Source organism: Roseburia sp. OM03-7AC (genome assembly GCF_003462625.1).
GTDB lineage: Bacteria > Bacillota > Clostridia > Lachnospirales > Lachnospiraceae > Roseburia_C > Roseburia_C amylophila.
In genome coordinates, this window is record NZ_QTZJ01000003.1 from 66595 (window position 1) to 86711 (window position 20117).

Here is a 20117-nt window from a genome sequence, read left to right on the forward strand (position 1 = left end):
CTTGCCAGACAACCTTTTTCATGCTATTTTTAATAAAGAATCGAAAGCAGGTGCAATTATGATACAACGTAAAGATTTATTTTCCATTCCTTTTTATAATAAAACACAGTATACCGGAAGCCACCTGGGCATGCGCTACCGCATAGAGAAGCATGTAGAAGATGACTCCACCACTCTGCTTGCCACCTGGTGGCCGGGTCCTTATTGCTTTACCGCCACGCCGGATGAGAAAAAAAAGACCAACACCTTCGAATATTCCGACGAAGGCATTGGTCAGGCTTGCGACTGGCTCAATCAGGTCTATGAAGAAAATGCAGACCTCTTTAAAACCGTTCCTATTTAAAATTTACATCTGATGACGCACAATCTTGTACTCATCATATAACTGATAATACGGGCAGGAATTGGTGTTGCCGGTAAGAAATCTTACCATATCATCTTCATCCAGATCCATATCACAGACATAATATTCGTAATCTTCATCATAAACAAAATTTACACAGGTATCACAATTTCCCTGCTCTGCCATAAAATCACCTCTCCTATCTGATGACTTTCTTTGCATTCCGGTTGCAGATCATATCCAGCATATTTTCATCCGGCTCAAAGATAATATCTCCAAGTCCGCTACCGTTCTTATAAATCACTTCATAGGTCTTCGCTCCCGACTGCTTGGAAGAACAATCCTTTACGCTCACCTGATTGTTATTATGATAATTATACAATTCATGTGCAGTTGACGGTGCAATCAGCACAACCTCTTCCATCTCAATCTTTGCAACATTTTTTCTCTTTCTCTTTGCCTTGATGCGTGCAAAGCTAAGTCTTCCTTCAATATAGGTATATTCCCATTCAATCTGTGATGCAATTTTAAGAAGATACCAGAAAACTGCAAAGATAATTGCAGGAACCAGTAAAATTCCTGGATACACAATAATGGAAACCAGTACACAGAAAATCGCCAATGCGATACAAAGATACCTTAAGATTACATTTACAACAGACACCTTCTTATCTACTAAAACTGTGTTTTCAAAAATACTCATACTTCAAACCTCTCAATTTTTCTTTTTGCAGCTGCTTCTCATGCAGATTCTTTTTCATTATATCTCTTTTTCTGCGATTAATCCAGTAGATTATATTTATTTAATAATTATGTTTTTTCCGTGTTTTTCAGTAGATTTTTTCGATTTATTTCGTTACAATAGAGGCAAACAGTCCGGGTGGAGGAAAGAACTATAAGACGAAAACATATTTCAATGTTATTTCAAGCTTCGGCTCCTTTTTATGGAGACAGAATGCGCAGCAGTTCTTAGCTGCCTTTGTTTTCTGATTGCAGGCTGTCTTTCCGTTGCTTTCACCGGATAGCGGTACTGTCCGTTGCATGCGGATGCGACAGAAAGCCTGCAAGGGGCACCAAGAATTTCAAAAAGGCTAATCGTTCATCTGGCAACCGGTGCAAATTCACATCCATGTTCAGATTGCACCTTGCTGGCACGTCCTGTGCCAGCATTGCCGGTTGCTAGATGAAATTCCAAGTGCCCCTATCAGCCTTTCTCATGCATCCGCATTGCAGCGAACCGTGCCGCTATGCTGTGAAACATTGGAAAGACCGGCTGAATAGCAAAAGAAAACAAAGCAGCTTAGTTCTGCAGCATTCTGTATCAAAAATAGCAGAAGCCTGAAATGACATTTACAATTGTTTTCCTGTTTTTTTCTTTCCTCCACCCGGACAGATTACACGATAAAGGAGATTTCTATGAAAGCATATCATTTAAATAAAGATGCCCTCACCCCAATGTCAGCGGGCGTACAGAAAGAATGGGTTCTGACCAACGGAATCGGCGGCTATGCCGGCAGTTCTGTAACCGGCGCCCATGCAAGAAAACACCACGGCTATCTGATTGCCAGCCTGCACCCGCCGGTAGAACGTTTCGTCATTCTCTCAAAAATCAACGAGTGTCTGATTCGTTCTTCCGAGAAAATAGATTTTACCGTAGAACAGTATCTTGCTGACGATGGCAGTACCGCTTACCGCAAAGGCATTGAATACCTTAATTCCTTTACTTATGACGGGCTGGTACATTTTACCACCAAAGCTCCGGAATTTACCATGACAAAGACTCTCGCCTTTGAACACGGCAAGAATACTATTGCAGTTTCCTATGATATCCAGAATGATGGAGATGCTGCTACACTGGTGCTGACTCCGCTCTTTAATTACCGGGTACACCATGATGCTTCTACCGTAGACACTTTAAAATTCGATACTACTTATGAGCAGCCGGAAATCAGACTGGTTCCGCAGCAGAATAAAGATGTTACCATCCGTCTTTTTACCGATGACGGAACCGTTGTTCCATGTGAAGAAAAATATACCACCGGAATGCAGTTACAAAAAGAACTGGATGTAGAATCCGATGCTTTAGATGATAACTACACGCCATACCAGATTGAATTTCCGCTGGACGCCGGATGCCGCAAGAAAATATCTATCGTCTGCACCATTGAAGATGTTTATGAAAAGGATGCTTTTGCCACTGCTGCCGCAGAAATGGCACGTTTTGATGCGTTAGAGAAAAAAGCTGGCTACCATGATGAACTGGCAGAGACTCTGACCATTGCCGCCGACCATTTTCTTGCATACCGGCAGTCTACCGGACTGATGACTGTTCTTGCCGGACTTCCTTGGTTTACTGACTGGGGCCGGGATACCATGATTGCCCTCACCGGCTTAACTCTGTCTACCGGGCGCTATCAGGATGCCAGAGACATCCTGACCACATTTGCCCGCTATGTCCACCATGGCATGGTACCAAATATGTTCCCGGATGAAGGAACCGCCCCATTGTATAACACTGCGGATGCTTCCATGTGGTATTTCTATGCAGTTGGAAAATATCTCGATTATACCGGCACTCCGGAAGATTATGCTTTTGTGCAGGAAACCATTTATCCGAAATTAAAAGAAATTATTGCAGCTTATGAGCACGGAACAGATTTCTCCATCTATATGGAAGAAGATGGACTTATCCATGCCGGAAGCGGTCTCGACCAGGTAACCTGGATGGATGTCCGTGTGGGCGACTGGGTTGCTACACCACGGCACGGCAAGCCGGTAGAAATCAATGCGCTCTGGTATCACGCACTCTGCCTGATGGAAGAATGGACCACGCGCTTTGGGGAAGACGGTTCCCACTATGCTGCTCTTGCTGCGCATGCAAAGGAATCTTTCACAAAAGAATTCTGGAATGAAAAAGATGGATGTCTCTATGATGTGGTAGACGGACTGGAAGGTGATGCCACCCTTCGTCCAAATCAGATTTATGCTGTTTCCCTGCCGCACCGGATGTTAGATGCTGACAAGGAAAAGAAGATTGTAGATAAGGTTTACGAGAAACTATATGCCAAAACCGGTCTTCGTTCCTTAAGCCCGGATGATAAGGAATACCATCCGACCTATGAAGGCTGTCTTGACAAACGTGACCACGCTTACCATCAGGGTACTTCCTGGGGTTTCCTCTTAGGCGGTTTTCTGACTGCTTATGTGCATGTCTATGGAACTTCCAAAGAAGTCATCAAACAGGCCGATGCCATGTTAGATGCCACCAGAGAGCAGTTCTATCACGGCTGTATTGGTTCTATTGCAGAAATCTTTGACGGAGATGAACCGCACACCTCCCGCGGCTGCTATGCCCAGGCATGGAGTGTCGGAGAAATTCTCCGGGCTTATACGGAGGATATTCTGCCATATAAATAAACTATGGGAAATAAACTACGAGAAACACAGAGGGGCTTGATTTATCAAGCCTCTTTTTTCATCCCCGTGCAATACCTATATCTCTATGCCGGAATCTGCTCCTTCAGCCATTTCTTTTCTTCTTCAGAAAGGAAGTCTGCAATGGTATCGTAGACATACTGCTGATACTTCCGAAGCAGTGCCTTTTCCCGGCTGTCTAATTCTTCCCAGTCGATGGCTTCCAAATCAAATGGTGCAACGGTCAGTGTTTCAAATTCCATGAACTGTCCATATTCCGTTTTCTCCGCTTTCTTACAAAGCAACAGATTCTCAAGGCGGATGCCGTATTTTCCTTCCAGATACAGTCCCGGTTCATCTGAAGTAATCATACCTTCTTCCATGATGATTCCGGTGCCGCACCGTTCCCGATAGCGAAACGCATTCGGTCCTTCATGCACATTTAGCAAATAGCCAACGCCATGACCTGTTCCGTGGTTATAATCAAGCCCCATGTGCCACAACGGTTCCCTTGCCAGATAGTCAAGATTGACTCCCGTACAGCCATATTTAAATTTTGCATCCGAAAGATTCAGATTTCCTCGTAATACGGCAGTATAATGCTTCTTCTCCTCTGAGCTTAATGCTCCAAGGGCAATGGTTCTTGTCACATCCGTTGTGCCATCCAGATACTGTCCGCCGGTATCCAGCAGCAGAAAGCTTTTGTTATCCAGTGGAATATTGCTCTTCCCATCCGGCTCATAATGCACAATGGCTCCATGAGCGCCGTATGCAGCAATCGGTGCAAAGCTCTGTCCCAGATAACCTTCTCCCTGCCTCCGGAATTCTTCTAATTTATCACATACCGCAAGCTCCGTTATCTGCCGCTTATCTTTCACATGTTTTAACCAGTAGATAAGTTTTGTTAAAGCAATGCCATCCTTCTTATGTGCCAGCCGCTCATGCTCCATTTCGGTGGCATTTTTCACTGCCTTCATAAGCTCAATCGGGCTGTTCTTCTTTACCTTATGTGCCTCTTTTGGAAGGGCATCATACAGTGCATAATTTGTCATACTCTCGTCTATAAGAATGCTTTTGTCTGCCGGAATTTTCTTTACGTCCGTATAAATCTGTTCATATCCGTAAATAACGATTTTTTCAGTTGAAAGGCTTTCCTTTAAGTCAGCCGGCACACTCACTTCATTTACATACCAGCGGATTTCATCCGGTGCAATCAGCACATAAGATAATGCCACCGGATTATATGCAATATCATTTCCTCGGATATTAAAAAGCCATGCGATTTCATCCAGAGACGGAATCAGAAAATAATCCGCCTTGCAATCCACCATTGCTTTTCGTACCCCTGCCACCTTATCCTTCCGGCTCTCACCTGCATATTCCACGCCAAGCTCCCAGATTGGATCACAGGATAATGCCGGACGATTCGCCCAGATTTCGCCTACGACATCACGGTCTGGAGCAAATGTAATCTTTTTCTCCCGCAATTTTTCTTTTAAACTCTTTGCCATGCCGGTACTTACGGTTCTTCCATCAAACCCCAATACGGTGCCATCTTCCATTTTTTCTTCCAGAAAAGTGCCAATATCCACTACCCCCGGCTGTCCACTCCGGAATAATGTAATACCGGTGCCGGCAAGCTGTTCTTCTGCCTGGATAAAATATCTTCCGTCTGTCCAGAGTCCTGCCATATCTTCAGTAATTACCAGCGTTCCTGCCGAACCGCTAAATCCTGAAATATATTCACGGCATTTAAAATATTCTCCTACATATTCTGATGCATGGAAATCATCGGAAACAATGAGATATGCCGCCATGCCGTATTCTTTCATCTTCTGTCTTAATTCCATCAATTCTTCTTTCAAATCTATCACCTCTATGTTATGCTATAATGAATGCAAGCGGGTCAATTACAGTATAGCATCCGTTATTATGAACGGAAAGGAATTCTTTTATGTTTCGCCTGATTGGAAAAATACTTTTCTTTTTCATAAGATTTATTATACATCTTCCGTTCGCCGTATTCCATGGACTGCGGCTGTTCTTTTTTGGTGTCAATTTTGACAAAATGAATGGCTACGAATTTGAAGAATATGCTGCCGGATATTTAAAACGCAACGGATATTCAAAGGTTACTGTCACCAAGGCTTCCAGAGATTTTGGTGTGGATTTAATTGCAAAAAAACACCGGACCACCTATGCAGTCCAGTGTAAATTATATCAGGGCAAAGTAGGAAACAGTGCCGTACAGGAAGCCGTTGCCGGCAAATCCTATTATGATTGTGATGAAGCGATCGTCATTACCAACAGCGTTTTCTATCCCGGTGCCATTGCCCTCGCCGAAGCCAATGATGTCATTCTCATTGACGGCACCCAGTTAAACCATCGCAGCTTCCGCTGGGGCAGATTCTTCCAGCTTCTCCTATTTCTTCTGCTGTGTGGATTGCTGATTTTTTGCATCCTATCTCCGGAATCTGCACTAATCTGACATTCAAAAGAAGTATTTCATCTTAATGATTTTATATACAAATACCATCCTTACCGGCTCAATCTACCAGCCGGTAAAGATGGTATTCTTATTTATTATACAGTTGTATTTACTCCGTTTACATTGGCATGTTCGTCTTCTGCCATTGGAATTACCAGACATTTCTGTCCGTTGATAACCTCGGACTTAATCTGTGAAACTTTTTCCGGTTTTACACGAAGCACAACATCATAGGTCTTAACTACTTCGTCTGCTTCTTCCTCGATCTGTTTCTCTTTTAACTGCTGCTGCAGCACTTCAACCTGGGCTACCAGCTCCTTTTCCTTCTGAATCTGCTCATTGGCAGCCAGGGCTTTGCTGTCTACTACATTTTCTGCCAGCGGTGCTTCTTCTGCAAATTCCTCTGCACAGGTCTTTCCAATCTTTTCTGCCTTTTCCGGTGCAACGCCGCTTTCTTCCATAACATTGGTCAAAAGCTCCGGTGTCAGAATTACCGGGTCTTCTTCCAGTTCTGCTTTCTCTTCTACCAGATCATTTAAGTTCTGCTGAATCTCCATCAGCACTTCACCGCTCTTTTCCACATCATCGCCATATGCCTGTTTGACGATAGAATGGAAGGTCATCTTCTGCTCCGTTGCGGTGCGTCTTGCGCCACAACCTAATCCCAACTCCATAAATTCCGCATGCGGTGCCTTGGTATCCTTAGTATAGAACATCAGGGAATGAATATCTGTACTGCGGTCGGTAAATGCCGGGAATAAGAAACCGCTGTCCGGTACGCTTACCACCCAGTCACGGATTCTTGGTCCGATACGGTTTTCATCTTCTCTGTAACCCAGTCCCGGTTTGGATAACTGTACCGGACAGATTGCACATAGAAGGTATTCAAACACTTCTTCTGATTCATCCAGTGCATTATTATCCGTGGTCTTGGTCATGACATCATAAGCATCATGGAACAGCAAAATCAGATAGTTGCCTGCATAGTCATAGCTTTCAATGACCATATCATAAAAACGTTCCAGTAACTCAGGATTTTTTAATTTACTTTCCCTTAAACCTAAAAGAAACTGTTGTCTTCCTCCTGCTGCTTCTTCATCCAGTGGAAAATTCAATTCCAAAAGATTATTTCCAATAGTTCCTGATAAGGTTTTCTTGGCAATCTCTAAATATTTATAAAATTCTTCATCTTCCAGATTTAAAAATGTCTCACTTAAATCAACGACCTTATTCTTACCGGCATCTACATAACAGCCACATAATCTTGTAAAGGTACAATTTTCTTTTGTAAAACGTCTCTTTAACTCTGCCACACCTTTTTTATCCATACTATGAATCTACTCCTTTACTAGCTTTCTTTTATTTCTTATGTTCCCAAATCAGACTTTTATAGAACATCGAATGTGCCTTGGCACATTCCCGCGCCTGCGGCGGTTGCTTGCGACATCTACCTTATACGCCGCAGTGCGCATCCTCGCGGAGCGTTTTTGACTTTACAGGAAAGCAATTTCCTGTAAAGTCAAAAAAAGCAAGATAAATTTCTTGCTTTTTGAAAGAGCGATAGACGGGGCTCGAACCCGCGGTCTCGACCTTGGCAAGGTCGCGCGTTACCAACTACGCCACTATCGCATATGCAATTGTATTCTGCAAAGCGGGTGATGGGAATCGAACCCACGTATCCAGCTTGGAAGGCTGGTGTTCTACCATTGAACTACACCCGCAGTTCATTGCCTTTCGGCAATGCCCAGTTCCGGAATCGAACCAGAGACACGAGGATTTTCAGTCCTCTGCTCTACCAACTGAGCTAACTGGGCTTGTGCTGTAAAGCACTCACAGCACTGATTATTTTATCGGAAAAAGCAGGGGTTGTCAAGACAATTTTCCTGCTTTTTTCATTTTTATTCCGGTGGCACGATAACTCTGTTCCGGTTTTATGCATTTCGGCTTTATTCTACGGTAATAAGTGCCATGGAATAAGATGGCAGTGTCAGTTCATTATTATCCAGCGTAATTGTATCTTCTCCGGTCAGAAGCATTCCACCGATAGTACCTTCTCCGCCTAAATCTACACCTGAAATGTCAACCTTCTGAGTTTCCTGGGAAAGGTTAAATACCAGTAATGTGGTTTTACCATCATATGTCTTGGTAATTGCTGCTATATTCTTATCAGAAAGATTCTCTACATTTGCAGCGATACCACGGGCGATTTCCGGATAACGGTTTCTCAGGCGGATTGCCTGTTTGAAATAATTATAAATGGAATCCGGGTCATCCTGCTGGTCTTCCAAGCTTCCATTTGTCATCTTAATGCTTTCCATTCCATCCGGCCCTTTACACATACCCTCTGCAGATGCATCTGAGGACCACTGCATTGGTGCACGCTTATTTTCATCTTTTCCAGAGCCTTTCATACCAATTTCTTCCCCATAATAAAGAAATACATTGCCGCTCATCATAAGATTCATGGCTCCGGCAGTCTTAATCTGTGCAGCCTTATACTCGCCGCTATAGTATCCGGCACCTCTTGCCATATCATGATTTGTATAAAACGGTGCATCAATATAATTTTCATTATACTGGCTTAAAAGCTCATCCATTTTGCCGCAGACATTGGCATATCCTTTTGCTCCGGACTCTGAGCTTCCTTTTACTGCATTGGCAATAATCCCATCGCCATCTCCAAAATCAAAATTGAATACACTATCAATTCCACTTTCCAGATATTTTGCATATGTCTCACGATCCGTCCAGACCTCTGCCACGATATAGGAATTCTCATCTTTTGCCTTTACCATATCATTAAACCATTTTAAGACTTCCACATTTTCTGTGGTATTATCTGAAAAATATTCTTTGGCACCATCCATACGGAAACCATCTACCCCAAGATCCATCCAGAAGGATGTAATCTCATCAAATTCAGCTCTCACCGCTTCACAGTCAAGGTTCAAATCCGGCATTTCACTCCAGAATTTTCCTTCATAATACCAATTGCTGCTGCCAGCTTTATAATACACACTGCTTAACTGATCTGTTGTAAAGTTATAATAATCTACATACGGACAAACGCTGCTATCCGGCTGCTGTCCGTCACTTAGTCCCTCCAGATATTCCACTGCCTGTGTAAACCATGGGTGTTTCGATGATGTATGGTTAATCGGGAAATCAATAATCACACGGATTCCGCGCTTGTGACATGCTTCGATTAACTGTTTAAAATCATCTATAGTTCCATACTGCTCATCAATATTTTCATAATCAGAAATGTCATATTTATGGTAGGTCGGTGATGGCATGATCGGCATCAGCCAGATTCCATTACAGCCAAGGTCTGTATCTGTACTGTCATCTCCATCATTGATATAATCCAGTTTATCAATTAATCCCTGAATATCTCCGATTCCATCTCCATCACTGTCATAAAAGCTATATAAAAACACTTCATAATAGGTGCGGTATTTATCATCAATGATATTCAGTTCTCCTGCATTTGCCTTTGCCATAGCAGAGTCTTCCACACTTGCGGTCTTTTCAGTTTCTGTCGCCGCAGCAGTCTCTGTTCCCGCAGCATTGTTATCCTGTCTGCCGCCACAGCCAGAACCTATAGTTCCAAGGGTAAGGCACAGTGCAAGAAGTAACGCCTGTAGTCTTTTTTTCATATGATTCTCCTTTTCTTCTCTTTCTTATTTCGTTGAAATGAAGGGGTGATGTAAATGCGATGCTTTTGTTCTGCATTTGAAATAACGTTATTTTCCAGACAGAATGCTCCAATTCTAACCAGCACATTTTTCTTTTCTTATTATCATCTGTCTTTCCAATGTTTGACAGAATGCAAGTGGTTGTCCGGCTGAATGCGGATACCATTTTGTAACTGGTTAGGGGCGCTTGGAATTTCATCTGGCAACCGGCAACGTTGGCACAGGACGTGCCAACGAGGCGCAACTGGAACACGGATGTGACTTTGCGCCGGTTGCCGGAATAGATGTAATGTAGATTGAAATTCTTAGCGCCCCTTACCGGTTGCATGAGGTATCCGTATCAGCCGGACACCCACTGCATCCAGTCAAAGCAGTGGCAAGACATCTGAAAATCAGAAAAATGTACTGCCAAGAATTGAGACGCATTCTGTCTGAATGAAAATACCTGTTATTTCAAACACAGAACAAATATCCTTCGCAATCTTCCACACCCTTCATTATCAACTGATATAACAAAGAGAGGCAAAAAACTGCCTCTCTTTTAAACATTTTAAACGGCTGTGAAATTTAGCCTTTTACTGCTCCACTCATTCCTTCTACATAGAATTTCTGTGTAAACATAAAGAGGATAGCAATCGGAATTGATACTACTACAGCACCTGCTGCAAAACATGTATACCAGCTGTTGATATACTCTTTCTCTAACATCTTCCATAAACCGATAGATACGGTAAACTGGTCTGCATTTGCACCACAGATAACCTTTGCAAATACGAAGTCAATCCATGGTCCCATGAAGGAAGTCAGGATGGTATATACAATAATTGGTTTACTAAGCGGAATGGTAATCTTAGTAAATACCTGCCATCTGCTTGCTCCATCGATGATTGCTGCCTCATCTAAGGACTTTGGAATGGTATCAAAGAATCCCTTTGCTACATAGAATCCAACACCACTACCTGCGGAGAATACAATAATCAACGCAATACGAATCATGGATCCTTCGGATAATCCCAGTGCCTTTAAGATAAAGTATACCGCAATCATGGACATGAAGGATGGGAACAGACCTAAAATCATTGCAATATTCATAAACGGTTTTCTCATTTTAAAACGCATTCTTGACATACAGTATGAAACTGAAAGTACAAAGATGGTTGAAATGATACAGGTGAAGATTGCAATAATCAATGTATTCATGAACATCTTAGGGAAGTTCAGGATACTTGTATCTGTAAATATTTTAATATAATTGTCAAAAGTATAACTCTTCGGGAAGAAGGTCTCAACATAAGAACCTTTCTCCGCACGGAAGCTTGTAAGTACTACCCAGAATACCGGAAGTACCCAGATAAATGCTAATACTGCAAGAAATATATGAATTAAAACATTTACAAATGTTTTACGTACTTTTGCGCCAGATGTGGCTGTTTTCTGCTTACTCATTACATGAATCCCTCCTCATCTTTGTAGGATGTGGTATTTCGATAAGTAACCAGGGCAACAATAGCCAATACCACGAATGTCATAATACCAATAACGGCACCCAGGTTAAAATATTTCTTATCAACAGTCAGCTTATACAACCAGGTAACCAGAAGGTCTGTCTTTCCTGCGGTTGCATCCACCGGAGTAGGATTTCCTCCGGACAGAAGGTATATAACGTTGAAGTTGTTGATGTTTCCTGTAAACTGTGTAATTAAGTACGGTGTCATTACGAATAACATATATGGCAGAGTAATTTTGAAGAAAGTCTGGACAGCATTAGCACCATCAATCTTTGCTGCTTCGTATAACTCAGCCGGGATATTCTGTAAGATACCGGTTACCTGAAGAATCGTATATGGAATACCTACCCACAGGTTGATTACAATAACGGTAACCCTTGCCCACATTGCCTTGGTAAAGAACGGCAATGCTGTGTCAATAATACCATATTTCATAAGCAGTGTGTTAACAATACCGGTTGGCTGTAACATACTTCTCATAATCAGAAGGGATACAAACTGTGGTACTGCAATGGATAATACAAAGCAGAATCTCCAGAATCCCTTTGCTCTTGTTTCTTTCCGGTTGATAATGATTGCAAGAATCATACCGAAAATATAGTTTAATGCTGTTGCAAATACAGCCCAGATCAGGGTCCATCCCAATACGGAATAGAACTGTTTTCCAATACTGTCTCCAACGTTCAATATTTTCTTAAAGGTAGCAAATCCAACCCAGTCGAATAACACTAAGTGTTCTCCAGATGTACTGTAGTTGGTAAATGCCATTGAAATATTGTAAATCAATGGCAGAACAGTAAAGATCAAAATTCCCATCAGTGGGAGTGCTAACAGCAATTTATGTAAATTTTGATCAAACAAACTCTTGAAGTCTTCTTTAAATGTGTTTAAATGCTTACCTGCTTTTGCCAGCAGTTCTGATTTATATGAACTTTTTACTGCTTCCCTCCATACAATGATAAACATGAAGGTAATATATAATGTTGCAACTCCATAAAGTAAGATAAGCTGTGAATTATCACCAGCCTGATATTCATAAATACTCTTTGCATCATTCCATACCTTTTCCCGCTCTCTCCATCCAAGTGATGGCAGCATGGAAACTGCATAGAATCCATAAGAAATCATGTAATAAAGATACGCAACCTCGATTGCCAAAAACATAAGACCTTTTACAATCTGTTTATGCGCAATATTGCCCAAGCCCATGATCAACATGGAGAGCTTAGTAATTGCATTTCCCTTAACTAACGCACCAGTAACAGTATATGGTGTCTGGAACTCTTTTGCTTTTTTCTTTTTTGTAGCAGCCTTCTTCACGCTATGGGCCTCCTATACTCTCTATAGTAAGACATCCAGGGTACCGTTGCCGGTATCCTGGAGTCCCCGGTTCTTTTCCAAACCGCTTTTTTAGGAATTCTTATAATGAACTTCCAATTACATCTTCTGCTTATTCAGCAACGTCTGTATTCATAGTTGTGTTCATTTCTTCTGTCTTCTCAGCAGCGTTGTCTTTTGTTACTTCGCCAGACTGGATATTTTTACCCATATTCTCTGCTGGTGACCAGTAGTTACCCATTTCTTTACATAATGGCTGCATGATAGATGTATCTGTCATAACATTTGTAACTGCTGTTGCGATTGGATCGTCAGCTAAAGAGATGTTGATGTTTGAAGGAAGGATGTTTCTCATTTCATAATGAGCTGTCTGAGCCTTCTCACCTGCTAAGTAAGCTGCAAGAGACATAGCTACCTGCTGGTTCTCAGCATTAGGGTTAACACCGATTGCTTTAGATCCGATGAAGGATTTCATCTGGCCTTCTTTTCCGTCGATTGTAACGGTAGGAAGAGCTGCAACACCCATGTTGTCACCAAGTTTTTCTTTAACTGCATCAGCATCCCATGTTCCGGAGAATACTGCTGCTACACTGTCGCCTAATCCAGCAAGACCAGATCCGTCAGCATCTACTAAGAAGTTAGGATTTGCTGCTAAGTCTACTAAGTACTCTGTAACTGCTGCTGCTTTGTCTCCACCGAAGTCGATACCAGCATCTGTATCAGTTCCATCACCGAATAATGTACATCCGTTAGCTACATAGAATGCCTGAATATACCAGGAATCAGTTAATTTGAAAGAAACTTTCTTTCCAGCTTCTCCAGCTTTCTCTAACATTGTATCAAAGTTCTTTATGTCATCCTCTGAGAATACGCTCTTATCATAGTACATGAACCATGTATTAGAGGTAAATGGGAATGCTACTACTGAATCGTTGTATGTAACAGATGCAAGAATAGAATCAGAGTTTGTAGATGTTACATATCCAAGATAATCTCCACCAAGCTCTGATAATGCGCCTGCAGATACCAGATCCGGGATGTTATCGTTAGCAAGCATGTAAACGTCTGCTGCTGCTTCAACGTCTTTTGTTACGTTGTCTTTTGCTTCACCCTCTGCACATACACCATAATTGAAGTTGATTTTCCAGTTTGGATGCTCAGCTGCAAATGCTTCACACTGATCCTGAAGCCAGTTTGTATCCTGATCTTCCTGTGGGCTCCATACTGTTAAGTCACCCTCCCAAGCTTCATCTTCTGCTGCAGCTTCTTTTTCTGTTGCTGCTGCTACTTCAGTATCTTTCTTGTCTGTGTTCTTGTCTGTGTTCTTGTCTGCGTCTTTGCTACCGCATCCTACCATGGATACTGCCATAGCTGTTACAAGAAATAATGATAATGCTTTCTTTTTCATTTTCTTCCTCCTTAAAAATGTGATTTCGATTAAGCATTTATATAAAACGGTAATCCGTTCTATATCATATAGAAATTATCTGCGGTATACTGCCGCAATGGTGCGGATCCACGCTCTTCGTTCTTCACTCAGAGTATCTTTTCCCACCCGCCATTTCCAGTTCTGTCCGACTGTGGATGGCTGATTCATTCTGGCTTCATTGCCAAGCTGTAAAATATCCTGCATTGGAATAATTACCACATCCGCTATGCTTGAATAAGCCAGACGGATTAAGGCGTCCGGAATTTCTTCCTTCGAGCCGATATTCAAATATTCATAGAGGTAAGCCAGTTCATATTCTGTCTTATCCCGGAAATAACCAACAACAGTATCATTATCATGTGTTCCGGTATATACCACTATGTTATTTTCTTCAAAGTTATGTGGAAGATTTTCATTTCCTGTATTTCCATCAAATGCAAACATCAGGATTTTACTTCCAGGCCATCCAATTCTTGTAAGAAGCTTTCTGCTTCCGGCGATGGCACTTCCGGCATTGTCTGCTATGATTCTGCAGTCACCGGCACTTTCTTCCATCACATCTGTCAATTTCTTTCCAGGACCCTTGTTCCATTTCCCATTGTAGCAATCTTTTTCCCGAAACGGAATCGTATAGTACCTTACAACTCCAAGGAAGTGGTCAATCCGGATTACATCATATAACGCTGCATTTTTCTCAATCCGGCGTCTCCACCAGTCAAACCGGTACTCTTCCATATAAGAGTAGTCATATACGGGATTGCCCCATTTCTGACCTTCTTCTGAAAAATTATCCGGCGGGCTGCCTGCTACATACTGCTGGCTTCCGTCTTCTTCTAATAAGAAGAGTTTCCGGTCTGCCCACACATCGGCACTGTCCATTGCCATATACAGCGGTATGTCCCCAATAATCTGTATTCCTCTTGTATTTGCGTACTGTTTTAAGAATTTCCACTGTTCATAAAATTTATACTGGCAGAATTTCCAAAACAGGATCTCTTCTTTTAGTAATTCTGTGTATTCCTGTAATGCCTCCGGTGTACGATTTCTGATTCCCGGTTCCCATGCCATCCATTCCCGGTTATTTTCTTTTCCTTTGACTGCCATGAACAATGCATAATCAGTCAACCAGCAATCATTGTCTTCTTCAAACTTCCGGAAAGAAGGCTTTGCGGTATCAAACCGTTCAAATGCTTTCTTTAATATCTGAAAACGGTTTTCAAAAAGATTGGCATAATCAACATCTTTCTCATCTGCACCCCAGTTATAGCTTCGAATCTCGCTTTCCATAAGCAGACCGTCGCGAACCAGGTCATCTAAATCTATCAAATACGGATTTCCTGCAAATGCTGATATTGACTGATACGGGCTGTCTCCAAAACTGGTTGGTCCAATCGGAAGTATCTGCCAGTATCTTTGTTTCAGGTCTACAAGTAAGTCTACGAAATTGAAAGCTGCATCACCCAGAGTTCCGATTCCATAATCAGATGGAAGACTTGTTATTGCCATCAGGATTCCTGCTCCTCTGGTTAGTCTCTTTGCCTCCAATGTTTTTCCCCCACATCGGTTTTTGTTTTTTGCTTTTCGTTAATTTTCGTATCTGAGGTTATTTTACGTCTTTTTAACAACTTTGTCAAACAAAACAGTCCTTTTAGCATCATTTTTGCCGTTTTTAACGGAATTCGCATTGTTTTTTTGGTTATATTGCTATTTAAAACCCTGTTTTTTTCGAAAAATAATATTTTGCAGTACTTGCACCTGTCATGCAAATTCTATATAATACAGAATATACGAGGTTTTTGATATGATTTTACTTAAAATATACCAGATTTATGGAGGCTTGTTATGGTCACAATTAAAGATATTGCCAACCGGCTCGGTATTTCCGTCAGCACTGTTTCCAAAGGATTAAACGGTGCCAGTGATATCAGTGAAGATTTACGGCAGATGGTCCTTGATACCGCTGTAGAAATGGGATATCAGTCCAAGAAGATGAAAAAGGACGAAAACAAGAAGCTTTGCCTTTTTATAGAAAATATGGACTATGAAACAGCCAACCAGTTCGGATACGAAATCATTCTGGGTTTCCGTCAGGCTGCTTTCCGGGATGGCTGGTCCGTCAGTGTAATTCCGGTTACTCCAGCTTTCCAGATGACTGAAAAATATGATACCTATATGTTAAAGAACGGTTATTCCGGCGGGTTCCTGGTCGGCTTTGCTCTCCATGATGACTGGATGCGGCAGCTTGCCTTCACTTCCATTCCGACCGTCCTTTTCGATAATTATATTAAGAAGAATCCACATGTGTGCTATGTGGGAACAGATAACTCTGAAGGAATTGAATCTGCAGTCGACCATCTCTATCAACTTGGTCACAAAAAGATTGCTTTTCTCAACGGTTCTCTCTATTCCATGGTCAGTGAGAAACGCTATCAGGCATATTTAGATGCCATGAAATCCCACAATCTTCCAGTAGAAGAAGATATGGTTGCACATGGCTACTATGTTGCAGACAGTGCAAAATATCATGTACCGAATTTTCTTGCTGCCGGAGCAACAGCAATTCTCTGTGGTAATGACCTGATTGCTTCCGGAGTCATTACAGAATGCCGGCTTCGAGGTTTTTCTGTTCCGGATGATATCAGTGTGGTTGGTTTTGACGACCTGCCGATTTCTTCTTTCTTAGAGCCGCCACTGACTACAGTCCGTCAGGAAAGAACCGAGCTCGGCAAATGTGGATATGCTGCTCTGAGTAACCTTATTAATCATGTCTCCGTCAGCATGACTTTACTGCGTCCGCAGCTTATTACAAGAGCTTCTACTGCTCCATGTGCAGAGAGAGAAGAAGAGGCAGAAGAAGAATAGGGCTATTCACAAAGGGAACATCACAACAACGGAAATGTGCTTTGCGGATTTCCGGCATAAAAAAAAAGGAAACGACCGTTTCCTTTTTTAATGCCCGCGACCGGAATCGAACCGGTACTGTGTCACCACAACAGGATTTTAAGTCCTGCGCGTCTGCCAGTTCCGCCACGCGGGCAAGTATCTTTTTATAGTTACATAAAAAAATTCTCATTGCATAACCACAACGAGAATGGGCAGAGGTGGATTCGAACCACCGAAGCAATTTGCAGCAGATTTACAGTCTGTCCCCTTTGGCCACTCGGGAATCTGCCCATTTATCAGTCCTTAATTGTCCTGACGAATATAGATTATAGCATAACGCCCTGCTGTGTGCAAGGCGTTTTTATGCATTTTTTGCATTTTTTATTTTGCCATTTTTTTATTCTTCCGGATTCTTTCCTTTCAGAATGACAGCTGCATGCTTTGGCAATGTAATATCCAATCTTCCATTGTCGATGTCATAGCTGACAGAAGAAATGGAGTATCCATTTTCACTAGTAAAAAGTATCTGTTCTAAAGTTCCATACTTCGGAAGCCCCACTGCCCATACAGACAAATCAATGTGCCGGATATTTTCATCATTATTTACAATAATGACAAACTGCTGTTCCCGGTTAAATCTTCCATAGCAGAGAAGATTATTCTCACCATTTAAAAATTTCACACTTCCGGTACGAAGTGCCGGGTTTTCTTTATGAATTCTGATGATATCACGATGGAAACGAATCAGTTCTTTATCTTCCCGGCCCCACGGATAAGTTCTGCGGTTATCCGGATCTGTAAATCCACATAGTCCGGCTTCATCACCGTAATAAACGGTAGGTGCTCCCGGCCAGGTCATCTGAATAACAACCGCCTCCCGTAGAACCGCTGTATTTACGCCCTCTTCTGCCGCTTTTGTTCCAAGGTGTTCCGCTCTACCTACTTTATGATTGGTTCTGGTTAAGAATCTGGAATGGTCATGGTTGGAAAGTTCATTCATGGAGCACTGCAGCGATGGTGTCAAAAAGCTTGCCATATAATGCTTCATAGCACCTTTAAAGTTCTCAAACTTTCCGATATTTTCCGGTTTAAAATCATCACTGTGTTTCTCCATTCCGGTAAGGAACCATGTCACCGGCTCCATAAAAGCATCATAGTTCATAACTGTATCCCACTGGTCTCCACCCAGCCAGTCTCTCGGGTCGCCGTAATGTTCTGCCAAAATCACTGCCTGTGGGTTGGCTTTCTTTACGGCATCACGGAATTCTCTCCAGAACTGATGGTTATATTCCGGACTGTGTCCCAGATCTGCCGCAACATCCAGTCTCCAGCCATCGGCATTATAAGGTGGAGAAACCCATTTTGCAGCCACATGAAGAATATAATCATGCAATGTATCTGAATCTTCATAATTAAGCTTCGGCAATGTATCATGTCCCCACCAGCCATCATAACTTCCGTTATCCGGCCATGCATTCTGATCATGGAACTGGAAAAAGTCATTGTACGGACTGTCCTTGCTGATATAGGCTCCCGGTTCATAGCCTGCTTCACTACGGTAGATTTTTTCACGATCCAGCCATTTATTAAAGGAACCGCAATGATTAAACACTCCATCCAGGATAACGCGGATGCCCCTCTGGTGCGCTTCCTTTACCAGCGTTGCAAAAAGTTCATTGCTTGCCTCCAAATTCCGTTTATCCGTCACGCGGGTGATATAGCGGCTGGCATGCTGGTTATTGCGGTCACCCGGTTGTAAAAGTTCTCCCTCATCCACCACTATTTTGCCGTAATGCGGATCAATATAATCGTAATCCTGAATATCATACTTATGATTGGACGGAGAAACGAACAGTGGATTGAAGTATATCACCTCTATTCCAAGTTCTGTGAGATAATCCATTTTCTTTCTCACGCCCTCTAAATCTCCGCCATAAAATTCTGCTACCGAAAAATTCTCCGGGCATTTCTCCCAGTTATCTACCTTCTGACTGGTAGCACGGATATAGAAATATTCATCCGTCAACGGGTCGTTGGAAGTGTCTCCATTGTAAAAACGGTCTGTTAAAATCTGATACATAACCGCCCCTTTTGCCCAGTCCGGCGTGGAAAAACCCGGTACAATTTCAAAATTATACTGCGGTCTTGGTGTCTGATTCACGCCATAGCGGTCAAAGATACAGTGAAGCATTCCCGTCTCAATTTCAAAGTAATAGTAGAAATGCTCCTCTGTCATACGGATTTCTACGGAATAATAATCAAAGAGCCCCTCTGACTCGGTCTTTTCCATAAAATATTTTTTCTGTTCTGTACAAAGCCAGACTGCATCTACATTATCTCTTGCTGTACGAAAACGAATGGTCACCAGCTCTCCGGCTTTGGGTTCTGCCGGACTACGATAATCTTCTGTTCCATCAGAAAAGAGTGCGCGTTTTCTAAGAATCGGGCGCATCTGCATAATATACTGCTGAATTCTGTTCAATTCATAAATCGATTGCTGTTTCTTCATCATCTTACAACAAGCCTCTCGTTTCTAAATAATTATTTTTATTACTATAATATACGAAAGTTCCAAAGATTACAACCAGAAAAGGACGGATACATTTTCCGTATCCGTCCCCTCTTTAAAGAAGTAACTCTATGAAATCTATTATATACCTAACTCCGCCTTTACGTCTGATACCCATTCTTCTACGGTACCATACCATTCAATCATTTCATTTAATTTGTCTTCTTCAATTTCAGTGTCTCCCTCTAACAGCTCTTTGTGCTGCTGTAAGACATCTGCCATTTCAACCATGGTATCAATCACATCCTGGTCGTATGCATCCGGATCCGCATTGATGGCATTCGCTACTTCATTGAATGATGTGCTTGCTTTATTGAATGCATCAATTGCAGCCTGTTTATCCGTTCCCCCGCAGGCAGCCAGTGAAATGCACATAGTCAATACCACTAAACATGAAATTATTTTCTTCATTTTCATCTTCCTCCTGTCTTTTGTTTGTCATCCTTG

At 42.1% G+C, this 20117-nt stretch carries 15 protein-coding genes and 5 tRNA genes; 4 read left to right on the forward strand and 16 right to left on the reverse strand.

From position 1 onward, the window contains the following. Window positions 1-58: 58 nt before the first annotated feature. Window positions 59-343: a GNAT family acetyltransferase gene (locus tag DXB39_RS08305; RefSeq protein ID WP_117841623.1), complete on the forward strand. Its 285-nt coding sequence runs from the start codon at window positions 59-61 to the stop codon at window positions 341-343. A gap of 3 nt (window positions 344-346) precedes the next feature. Here the strand turns inward: DXB39_RS08305 and DXB39_RS08310 are convergent, their stop codons facing one another. Then, window positions 347-529 (reverse strand): DUF6472 family protein, encoded by a 183-nt coding sequence (locus DXB39_RS08310; RefSeq protein ID WP_117697689.1) that lies wholly within the window; start codon window positions 527-529, stop codon window positions 347-349. Window positions 530-542: 13 nt separating this feature from the next. Beyond that, a complete protein-coding gene (locus DXB39_RS08315) occupies window positions 543-1046 on the reverse strand; it encodes a hypothetical protein (protein ID WP_117841622.1) in 504 nt (167 codons plus the stop codon). A 713-nt stretch (window positions 1047-1759) separates the two neighbouring features. Here DXB39_RS08315 and DXB39_RS08320 point away from each other — a divergent pair. Further along, a complete protein-coding gene (locus DXB39_RS08320) occupies window positions 1760-3760 on the forward strand; it encodes an amylo-alpha-1,6-glucosidase (RefSeq protein WP_243006015.1) in 2001 nt (666 codons plus the stop codon). Between the two features lie 83 nt (window positions 3761-3843). Here DXB39_RS08320 and DXB39_RS08325 read toward each other — a convergent pair whose 3' ends face one another. Continuing rightward, the gene (locus DXB39_RS08325; RefSeq protein WP_334294221.1) at window positions 3844-5631 is read right to left on the reverse strand and encodes an aminopeptidase P family protein; all 1788 of its coding nucleotides are present in this window, start codon (window positions 5629-5631) and stop codon (window positions 3844-3846) included. A gap of 80 nt (window positions 5632-5711) precedes the next feature. Here DXB39_RS08325 and DXB39_RS08330 point away from each other — a divergent pair, with 80 nt between their 5' ends. Next, the gene (locus DXB39_RS08330; protein WP_117841621.1) at window positions 5712-6245 is read left to right on the forward strand and encodes a restriction endonuclease; all 534 of its coding nucleotides are present in this window, start codon (window positions 5712-5714) and stop codon (window positions 6243-6245) included. A 95-nt stretch (window positions 6246-6340) separates the two neighbouring features. Here the strand turns inward: DXB39_RS08330 and DXB39_RS08335 are convergent, their stop codons facing one another. The 9 genes from DXB39_RS08335 to malQ all read right to left on the reverse strand — a co-directional run bounded on the left by DXB39_RS08335 (window position 6341) and on the right by malQ (window position 15724). Then, the gene (locus DXB39_RS08335) at window positions 6341-7573 is read right to left on the reverse strand and encodes a DUF4317 domain-containing protein (RefSeq protein WP_022242942.1); all 1233 of its coding nucleotides are present in this window, start codon (window positions 7571-7573) and stop codon (window positions 6341-6343) included. 228 nt (window positions 7574-7801) lie between these two features. Continuing rightward, window positions 7802-7874 (reverse strand) — tRNA-Gly (locus tag DXB39_RS08340). 21 nt (window positions 7875-7895) lie between these two features. Then, window positions 7896-7966, reverse strand: a tRNA-Gly gene (locus DXB39_RS08345). Between the two features lie 20 nt (window positions 7967-7986). After that, window positions 7987-8059 (reverse strand) — tRNA-Phe (locus tag DXB39_RS08350). Window positions 8060-8191: 132 nt separating this feature from the next. Next, entirely contained in the window at window positions 8192-9904 is a 1713-nt protein-coding gene (locus DXB39_RS08355) for an alpha-amylase family glycosyl hydrolase (protein WP_117841620.1), read from the reverse strand. 606 nt (window positions 9905-10510) lie between these two features. After that, on the reverse strand, window positions 10511-11389 hold the full coding sequence (locus DXB39_RS08360) for a sugar ABC transporter permease (protein ID WP_117697699.1): 879 nt from the start codon (window positions 11387-11389) through the stop codon (window positions 10511-10513). Then, window positions 11389-12771, reverse strand: coding sequence for a carbohydrate ABC transporter permease (locus tag DXB39_RS08365; RefSeq protein WP_117841619.1), 1383 nt, complete (start codon window positions 12769-12771; stop codon window positions 11389-11391). Before DXB39_RS08365 ends, DXB39_RS08360 begins: the two co-directional genes overlap by 1 nt. Window positions 12772-12901: 130 nt before the next feature. After that, a complete protein-coding gene (locus DXB39_RS08370; RefSeq protein ID WP_117841618.1) occupies window positions 12902-14197 on the reverse strand; it encodes an extracellular solute-binding protein in 1296 nt (431 codons plus the stop codon). Window positions 14198-14272: 75 nt separating this feature from the next. Next, entirely contained in the window at window positions 14273-15724 is a 1452-nt protein-coding gene (malQ, locus tag DXB39_RS08375; protein WP_199535129.1) for a 4-alpha-glucanotransferase, read from the reverse strand. A gap of 336 nt (window positions 15725-16060) precedes the next feature. Here malQ and DXB39_RS08380 point away from each other — a divergent pair, with 336 nt between their 5' ends. Further along, window positions 16061-17080: a LacI family DNA-binding transcriptional regulator gene (locus tag DXB39_RS08380; protein ID WP_117841617.1), complete on the forward strand. Its 1020-nt coding sequence runs from the start codon at window positions 16061-16063 to the stop codon at window positions 17078-17080. A 91-nt stretch (window positions 17081-17171) separates the two neighbouring features. On the opposite strand, the gene DXB39_RS08385 is transcribed toward DXB39_RS08380, so the two are convergent. The 4 genes from DXB39_RS08385 to DXB39_RS08400 form a co-directional block, all read right to left on the reverse strand. Next, window positions 17172-17255 (reverse strand) — tRNA-Leu (locus tag DXB39_RS08385). Between the two features lie 55 nt (window positions 17256-17310). Further along, a tRNA-Tyr gene (locus DXB39_RS08390) sits at window positions 17311-17392 on the reverse strand. Between the two features lie 106 nt (window positions 17393-17498). Further along, the gene (locus DXB39_RS08395) at window positions 17499-19610 is read right to left on the reverse strand and encodes an alpha-glycosidase (protein WP_117841669.1); all 2112 of its coding nucleotides are present in this window, start codon (window positions 19608-19610) and stop codon (window positions 17499-17501) included. Window positions 19611-19751: 141 nt separating this feature from the next. After that, window positions 19752-20081, reverse strand: coding sequence for an LptM family lipoprotein (locus DXB39_RS08400; protein WP_117697705.1), 330 nt, complete (start codon window positions 20079-20081; stop codon window positions 19752-19754). Window positions 20082-20117: the final 36 nt, after the last annotated feature.

What these genes read in the sequence shown, in the direction of transcription:
- DXB39_RS08335 (WP_022242942.1), bottom strand. Translation starts at nt 7,573, where the DNA reads ATGGATAAAAAAGGTGTGGCAGAGTTAAAGAGACGTTTTACAAAAGAA.
- malQ (WP_199535129.1), bottom strand. Translation starts at nt 15,724, where the DNA reads ATGGCAATAACAAGTCTTCCATCTGATTATGGAATCGGAACTCTGGGT.
- DXB39_RS08370 (WP_117841618.1), bottom strand. Translation starts at nt 14,197, where the DNA reads ATGAAAAAGAAAGCATTATCATTATTTCTTGTAACAGCTATGGCAGTA.
- DXB39_RS08400 (WP_117697705.1), bottom strand. Translation starts at nt 20,081, where the DNA reads ATGAAGAAAATAATTTCATGTTTAGTGGTATTGACTATGTGCATTTCA.
- DXB39_RS08315 (WP_117841622.1), bottom strand. Translation starts at nt 1,046, where the DNA reads ATGAGTATTTTTGAAAACACAGTTTTAGTAGATAAGAAGGTGTCTGTT.
- DXB39_RS08395 (WP_117841669.1), bottom strand. Translation starts at nt 19,610, where the DNA reads ATGAAGAAACAGCAATCGATTTATGAATTGAACAGAATTCAGCAGTAT.
- DXB39_RS08330 (WP_117841621.1), top strand. Translation starts at nt 5,712, where the DNA reads ATGTTTCGCCTGATTGGAAAAATACTTTTCTTTTTCATAAGATTTATT.
- DXB39_RS08320 (WP_243006015.1), top strand. Translation starts at nt 1,760, where the DNA reads ATGAAAGCATATCATTTAAATAAAGATGCCCTCACCCCAATGTCAGCG.
- DXB39_RS08355 (WP_117841620.1), bottom strand. Translation starts at nt 9,904, where the DNA reads ATGAAAAAAAGACTACAGGCGTTACTTCTTGCACTGTGCCTTACCCTT.
- DXB39_RS08305 (WP_117841623.1), top strand. Translation starts at nt 59, where the DNA reads ATGATACAACGTAAAGATTTATTTTCCATTCCTTTTTATAATAAAACA.
- DXB39_RS08360 (WP_117697699.1), bottom strand. Translation starts at nt 11,389, where the DNA reads ATGAGTAAGCAGAAAACAGCCACATCTGGCGCAAAAGTACGTAAAACA.
- DXB39_RS08310 (WP_117697689.1), bottom strand. Translation starts at nt 529, where the DNA reads ATGGCAGAGCAGGGAAATTGTGATACCTGTGTAAATTTTGTTTATGAT.
- DXB39_RS08380 (WP_117841617.1), top strand. Translation starts at nt 16,061, where the DNA reads ATGGTCACAATTAAAGATATTGCCAACCGGCTCGGTATTTCCGTCAGC.